Below are 6,000 nucleotides of genomic sequence, written 5' to 3' on the forward strand. Positions count from 1 at the left end.
CCCGGCACCGTGAGCAGTCGTGGCGTGGTCGAGCCGATCGCGACGAGGACCGCGTCGTACCGCGCGCGCAGCTCGGTCCAGGTGATGTCCGTGCCGATCTCGACGCCCGGCCGGAACCGCGTGCCCTCGGCCTCCATCTGCGCGACGCGGCGGTCGATGTGCCGCTTCTCGAGCTTGAAGTCCGGCACGCCGTAGCGCAGCAGGCCACCGATGCGGTCCGCCCGCTCGAAGACCGCGACGGTGTGCCCGGCCCGGGTGAGCTGCTGGGCCGCGGCCAGCCCGGCGGGCCCCGAGCCGACGACGGCGACGGTGTTGCCCGTGAGGAAGTGGGGCACCTGGGGGGTGATGAGCCCGCGCTCGAACGCCTCGTCGACGATCGAGACCTCGACGTTCTTGATCGTCACGGGCGGCTCGGAGATGCCCAGCACGCACGAGGTCTCGCACGGCGCAGGGCAGATCCGCCCGGTGAACTCCGGGAAGTTGTTCGTCGCGTGCAGCCGGTCGCTGGCCTCGGCCCACTGCCCGGTCCACACGAGGTGGTTCCACTCGGGGATGAGGTTGCCCAGCGGGCAGCCCTGGTGGCAGAACGGGATGCCGCAGTCCATGCAGCGCCCGGCCTGCGCCGTGAGGCGCGCGGCGTTCGCGCCGGAGCCGGCGAGGTCCGCCTGGACGTCGCGGTAGTCGAGCAGGCGCACCGGCACCGGCCGGCTCGGTGGCAGCTCGCGCTGGCGCACCTTGAGGAACCCGCGGGGGTCAGCCATGCGACACCTCCAGGATGTGCTCCCAGACACCGGGGGCGCTGGGGTCCAGCCCCTGCTCCTTGGCGTCTGCGAGGGTGGCGAGCATGCGCTCGTACTCGGTCGGCACCACCCGGGTGAACCGGGCCAGTGCCGCGGGGACGTCCGTGAGCAGCTCGGCCGCGAGCGGCGAGCCGGTCTCGGCGAGGTGCGTGCGCAGCAGCCGCTCGACGAGGCCGGCGTGCTCGGGGCCGACGGCGTCGAGCGCGAGCTCGCCGGACAGGCGGGCCGGCTGGTTGACCAGCTCGGGGCGCAGGTCGAGCACGAAGGCGTGCCCACCCGACATCCCGGCACCGAAGTTGCGGCCCGTGCGGCCGAGCACCATGACGGCGCCGCCCGTCATGTACTCGCAGCCGTGGTCGCCGACGCCCTCGACGACGAGCGTCGCACCGGAGTTGCGCACGGCGAACCGCTCGCCGACGACGCCGCGGAGGTAGATCTCCCCCGACGTCGCGCCGTAGCCGATGACGTTGCCGGCGATGACGTCCTGCTGGCCCGCCAGCACGGAGGCCAGGTCGGGACGGACGACGATGCGCCCGCCGGAAAGGCCCTTGCCGACGTAGTCGTTCGCGTCGCCGAAGAGCCGCAGGGTCACGCCGCGCGGCAGGAAGGCGCCGAGCGACTGCCCGGCCGACCCCGTGAGGGTCACGTCGATCGTGCCGTCTGGCAGGCCGGCGCCGCCGTGGCGCAGGGTGACCTCATGGCCGAGCATCGTGCCGACGGTCCGGTTGACGTTGCGCACCGGCAGGTCGATCGCGACCTTCTCCCCGTGCTCGAGCGCCGCAGCGGCCAGGGAGATGAGCTGGTTGTCCAGCGCCTTGTCGAGGCCGTGGTCCTGCGTCGTGGTGTTGCGCAGCGACGACCCGGGCGCCGGCTCGGGCCGGGCGAGCACCGGCGACAGGTCGAGCCCCACGGCCTTCCAGTGGTCGATCGCTGCCCGCGTGTCGAGCATCTCGACGTGGCCGACCGCCTCGGCGATCGAGCGGAAGCCGAGCGCCGCGAGGTACTCGCGCACCTCCGTGGCGATGAACTCGAAGAAGGTCTCCACGAACTCGGGCTTGCCGTTGAACCGTGCCCGGAGCTCGGGGTTCTGCGTCGCGACGCCCACGGGACAGGTGTCCAGGTGGCACACGCGCATCATGACGCACCCGCTGACCACCAGGGGCGCCGTGGCGAAGCCGAACTCCTCGGCACCCAGCAGCGCACCGATGACCACGTCACGGCCGGTCTTGAGCTGGCCGTCGACCTGCACGACGATCCGGTCGCGCAGGTTGTTGAGCACCAGGGTCTGCTGGGTCTCGGCCAGGCCGATCTCCCACGGGGTGCCAGCGTGCTTGAGCGACGTCAGCGGGCTCGCACCCGTGCCGCCGTCGTGCCCGGAGATGAGGACCACGTCGGCGTGCGCCTTGGACACGCCCGTCGCGACCGTGCCGACGCCGAACTCGCTGACCAGCTTGACGTGCACCCGGGCGACCGGGTTCGCGTTCTTGAGGTCGTGGATGAGCTGGGCGATGTCCTCGATCGAGTAGATGTCGTGGTGCGGCGGCGGGGAGATGAGCCCGACGCCGGGCGTGGAGTGCCGGGTCTGCGCGATCCACGGGTAGACCTTCGGGCCGGGCAGCTGGCCGCCCTCGCCCGGCTTGGCGCCCTGGGCCATCTTGATCTGCAGGTCCGTCGCGTTGGTCAGGTACTCCGACGTCACGCCGAACCGCCCGGACGCCACCTGCTTGATGGCGCTGCGCCGGGCCGGGTCGTGCAGGCGCTCGGGGTCCTCGCCCCCCTCGCCGGTGTTCGACCGCGCGCCGAGCCGGTTCATCGCGATGGCCAGCGTCTCGTGCGCCTCCATCGAGATGGAGCCGTAGGACATCGCGCCCGTGCTGAAGCGGGCGATGATGTCGCCGATCGGCTCGACCTCCTCGAGCGGCACGGCGGGGCGGGCGCCCTCGGCGAACCGCAGCAGGCCGCGCAGCGTCATGAGGCGCTCGGCCTGGTCGTCGACCCGCCGGGTGTACTGGCGGAACACGTCGAGCTGGCGCGTGCGCGTCGAGTGCTGGAGCCGGAAGACCGTCTCCGGGTCGAAGAGGTGCTCCTCGCCGTCCCGGCGCCACTGGTACTCGCCGCCCACGTTGAGCCGGCGGTGCGCCTGCGGGTTGCCGGACGCCGGGTAGGCGTCGGCGTGCCGCGCGGCGACCTCGGCGGCCAGGACGTCCAGGCCCACGCCACCCAGGCGGCTCGTGGTGCCGGCGAAGTACCGGTCCACGACCTCCTGGGACAGCCCGAGGGCCTCGAAGACCTGCGCACCGCGGTACGACGCGATGGTCGAGATCCCCATCTTGCTCATCACCTTGAGCACGCCCTTGCCCAGGGCCTTGATGAGGTGCGCGACGGCCTTCTCGGGGGTGACGCTCAGCGAGCCGTCCCGCGCGAGGCCCTCGACGGTCTCCATCGCGAGGTACGGGTTGACCGCAGCGGCGCCGAACCCGATGAGGAGCGCGACGTGGTGCACCTCGCGCACGTCGCCGGCCTCGACCACGAGGCTGATCTTGGTCCTCGTGTGCCGGCGCAGCAGGTGGTGGTGCACCGCGGAGGACAGCAGGAGCGAGGGGATGGGCGCGTGGTCGGCGTCGGACTCGCGGTCCGAGAGCACGATGAAGCTCACGCCGTCGTCGATCGCCTGGTCGACCTCGGCGAAGATCTCCTCGAGCCGGTGCTCGAGCGCCGGGGCGCCGCCGTCGACCTTGTACAGGCCGCGCACGATGATCGAGCGGAAGATGCCGGCGAGGGCGGGGTCACGGTCGACCCGGACGATCTTGGCCAGCTGGTCGTTGTCGAGCACCGGGAAGGGGAGCATGAGCTTGCGCGCGTGCTCCGGCAGGTCGGCGAGGAGGTTGGGCTCGGGGCCGATCGCGCCGCCGATCGAGGTGACGAGCTCTTCGCGGATCGCGTCGAGCGGCGGGTTGGTGACCTGCGCGAACATCTGCGTGAAGTAGTCGAAGAGGAGCCGCGGCCGGGCCGACAGCACGGCGATCGGGGTGTCGGAGCCCATCGCGCCCAGGGGCTCGTAGCCGTTGGCTGCCATCGGGGAGAGCAGGACCTTGAGCTCCTCCTCGGTGTACCCGAAGGCGCGCTGGCGTCGGCGCACCGACGCCGGGCTGTGCTCGACGTGCTCGCGCTCGGGCAGCTGGTCGAGGAACACCGAGTGGTCGGCGACCCACTGCGCGTAGGGGCGCTGGGCAGCGAGCTGGGACTTGACCTCGTCGTCGCCGACGATCCGGCCGGCACCCGTGTCGACGAGGAACATCTTGCCGGGCTCGAGGCGGCCCTTGCGGACCACGGTGCTCGGGTCGAGGTCGAGCACGCCCGCCTCGCTGGCGAGCACCACCAGACCGTCGTCCGTCACCCAGTAGCGGCCGGGGCGCAGCCCGTTGCGGTCCAGGACCGCGCCGATGACGGTGCCGTCGGTGAACGCCAGGGCGGCCGGGCCGTCCCACGGCTCCATGAGGGTCGAGTGGTACTCGTAGAACGCACGACGGTCCGGGTCCATCTCGGCGTGGTTCTCCCACGCCTCGGGCACCATCATGAGGATCGCGTGCGGCATGCTGCGGCCCGCGAGGTGCAACAGCTCGAGCACCTCGTCGAAGGTGCCGGAGTCGCTGCCACCCTCCGTGCAGATGGGCTTGAGCGGCTCGAGGTCGCCCAGGACGTCGCTGCTCAGCGTGCTCTGCCGCGCGGCCATCCAGTTGCGGTTGGCCCGCACCGTGTTGATCTCGCCGTTGTGCGCGAGCAGCCGGAACGGCTGCGCGAGCGGCCAGGACGGGAAGGTGTTGGTCGAGAACCGCGAGTGCACGAGCGCGAGCTCAGAGGCGTAGCGCGGGTCAGACAGGTCGGGGAAGAACGGCTCGAGCTGCCCCGTGGTGAGCATCCCCTTGTAGGTGAGGGTGCGCGCGGACAGCGAGGCGAAGTAGACGCCCAGCTCGTGCTCGGCGCGCTTGCGCACGCGGAACGCCCGGCGGTCCAGGTCGATCCCGGCCAGGGAGCGGGCCGGGTCGGCGACGACCAGCTGGCGGAAGGCCGGCATCGTCGCACGGGCCGTGGGGCCCACGAGACCCGCCGTGACGGGCACGTCGCGCCAGGCCAGCGTCTCCAGCCCCTCGGCGACGACGAGCGCGTCGATCGCCGCGACGGCCGCGCGCTGCTGCGCCTCGTCGGTCGGCAGGAAGGCCAGGCCGATGGCGTAGTGGCCGGCGGGCGGCAGCTCGGCGTCCACGACGTCGCGCAGGAAGGCGTCGGGCACCTGGGTGAGGATCCCGGCGCCGTCGCCGGACTCCTTCTCGGCGCCGACGGCGCCGCGGTGGTCCAGGTTGAGCAGGGCCGTGAGCCCGGCGTCGACGATGTCCCGACCGGGCGTGCCCCGCAGGGTCGCGACGAACGCGACGCCGCAGGCGTCGTGCTCCGCTGCAGGGTTGTACAGACCCTGTGCCGTGGGCACCGTCTGGTGGACCGGCCGGCTCATGTGCACCGTCCTCGCTGGGCCCGAGCGAGCCCGGGTTCGTGGTCAGGGAAGTCCAGGGACGCCGTCGGCCCAAACGACGCGACGATACCCGCTGGTCGCCCAGGGGCCGGGTCGCGACGTGGTGTCCATGGTCTCACGCTCGCTCCTCCGGCTGGGAGGCGTCCGGCTCACTCCGGATGGGGGGCCTCGCCGCCGGAGGGCTCGGCGTCGTGGGCCGTCTCCCCCGGTGCTCGGAGCAGCACGGTGGTCTCGCGCCCGGGGTGCCGGCGTCCGACCAGGACGAAGGCTACCAGCGCGCCCAGCCCCACCAGGATGGACGTCCAGACGTTCAGACGCAGCCCGGCGATGGTGTGCGCCGGGTCGATCCGCAGCAGCTCGATCCACAGCCGGCCGGTCGTGTACGCCAGCACGTAGGCCCAGAACACCCTTCCGTGGCCCCAGCGGTAGCGCCGGTCGAGCCACAGCAGCAGCGCGGCCGCGCCGAGGTTCCAGATCATCTCGTAGAGGAACGTCGGGTGGAACAGCGTGTCCGGCGGCAGACCTTCGGGGAACGAGGGGTTGGTCGGGTCGATCTCCAGGCCCCACGGCAGGGTGGTGGGCCCGCCGAAGAGCTCCTGGTTGAACCAGTTGCCGAGCCGGCCGAGAGGCTGGGCCACGAGCAGCCCCGGGGCCACGGCGTCCGCGAAGACG

The 6,000-nt window shown here is 72.3% G+C and carries 3 protein-coding genes; all 3 read right to left on the minus strand.

The annotated features are described in order from the left end of the window. A partial coding sequence (locus PKY62_RS11625) for a glutamate synthase subunit beta (protein WP_324537134.1) occupies positions 1–761 on the minus strand: 761 nt, incomplete at its 3' end. Beyond that, positions 754–5,310 carry a glutamate synthase large subunit gene (gene gltB, locus PKY62_RS11630; RefSeq protein ID WP_324537136.1) on the minus strand — a complete coding sequence of 1,519 codons (4,557 nt, stop codon included), beginning with the start codon at positions 5,308–5,310 and terminating at the stop codon, positions 754–756. The genes PKY62_RS11625 and gltB, both read right to left, overlap by 8 nt. Positions 5,311–5,477: 167 nt before the next feature. After that, a partial coding sequence (locus PKY62_RS11635; RefSeq protein WP_324537138.1) for a prolipoprotein diacylglyceryl transferase family protein occupies positions 5,478–6,000 on the minus strand: 523 nt, incomplete at its 5' end.

The sequence above is a fragment of the Actinotalea sp. genome, from assembly GCF_035443605.1.
In the GTDB taxonomy this organism is placed as follows: domain Bacteria; phylum Actinomycetota; class Actinomycetes; order Actinomycetales; family Cellulomonadaceae; genus Actinotalea.